The organism is Pseudomonas sp. KK4, from assembly GCF_001984065.1.
Taxonomy (GTDB): domain Bacteria; phylum Pseudomonadota; class Gammaproteobacteria; order Pseudomonadales; family Pseudomonadaceae; genus Aquipseudomonas.
Genome location: NZ_LYVP01000242.1, coordinates 1 through 1,519 on the forward strand (window position 1 = coordinate 1; position 1,519 = coordinate 1,519).

The window sequence follows — 1,519 nt, forward strand, 5'->3', positions numbered from 1 at the left end:
GGGTGTCAGAAATTTTGTGTTCGGGCATAACATGAGTAAGAGGTGCATGTATGCCAGCCAGAAAGAAACCTGCGTTGCGAGAGCTACCGAAAATCCCGAAAGAGCTGCTCGAGCAATTCACCGATGGACCGATGACCGCTGAAGCCATTGAGGACGCCTCTGCGGCGTTCAAGAAGGCTTTGATCGAGAGAGCCCTGAATGCTGAGCTCGGTCACCACCTGGGCTATCCGCCGGGCGCGCAGCGCCCAGAGGATGAAACCAACCATCGCAATGGCAAAAGCGGCAAGACAGTTCTAACCGGCGATGGCCCGCTCCGGCTGGATATTCCTCGCGACCGGGACGGTAGTTTTTCTCCCATCCTAATTCCCAAGCACGAGCGCCGTTACACCGGGTTCGATGACAAGATCATCGCCATGTATGCTCGCGGAATGACTGTCAGAGAGATTCGTGCGTTTCTTTCCGAGCAGTACGGTACGGACGTTTCTCCCGACTTCATCAGCTCTGTAACCGACGAGGTCATGGCAGAGATCGGTGCCTGGCAACAGCGGCCCTTAGAGCCGATGTATCCGGTTATTTTCTTCGATGCTCTGCGGGTCAAAATCCGCGAAGAGGGGCTGGTTCGCAACAAGGCGATCTACCTGGCCTTGGGTGTTTTGCCTGACGGAACACGCGATATTCTCGGCATTTGGATCGAAACGACCGAGGGCGCCAAATTCTGGATGAAGGTTTTCAACGACCTCAAGACACGCGGCGTCGAAGACGTGTTGATTGCTGTGACCGATGGCCTTAAAGGCATGCCAGAAGCTCTCAGCGCCGTATTTCCAGATACGACACTGCAAACATGCATTGTTCATCTGATCCGCAACAGTCTTGATTACGCGGCGTGGGATAAGCGTCGTGAACTGGCCAAGGCGCTCAAACCGATCTATCAGGCAGTCACTGCCGAAGCGGCCGAGCAAGCGCTGGATGCGTTTGAAAGTGGGCCATGGGGCAAGCAGTATCCGACGGTAGTGGCTGCTTGGCGCCGCGCTTGGGATCGTGTGATTCCATTTTTCGTTTTCCCGCCGGCGATCCGAAAAGTGATCTACACGACCAACGCCATTGAGAGCATCAACGCTCAACTGCGCAAAATCATCAAAACCCGAGGTCACTTCCCGACCGACGATGCGGCGACCAAGCTGATCTGGCTTGGGCTGCGCAATATCACTGCAAACTGGGGCTCTGCGGCCCATGACTGGAAAAGTGCGATGAATCAATTCGCGATTCTGTACGGAGATCGATTTATCAGGCCTACCTGGTAAAAGCACGGCCTGCCTGACGGCAGGCCGTTACCGGCCCGCACACAAAATATCTGACAGTCCCCGGCAGGCCGCTACCGGCCCGCACACAAAAAAACTGACACTCCCCCCGCCTTCATTCATTGAATTACTTTCAGATAATCCTTAAGTGCGATAAGCGGACCATCAAGCCCCTCCATCACCCGAATCCCGGCAAAATCCCCCACCAACCTCCCCAATTC

1 protein-coding gene is annotated in these 1,519 nt (G+C 55.2%); it reads left to right on the plus strand.

Features of this window, described 5'->3' with window-relative positions:
- The first annotated feature begins 50 nt into the window (after positions 1 to 50).
- Positions 51 to 1,301 carry an IS256 family transposase gene (locus B0W55_RS29310; protein ID WP_077049375.1) on the plus strand — a complete coding sequence of 417 codons (1,251 nt, stop codon included), beginning with the start codon at positions 51 to 53 and terminating at the stop codon, positions 1,299 to 1,301.
- The last annotated feature ends 218 nt before the right edge of the window (positions 1,302 to 1,519 follow it).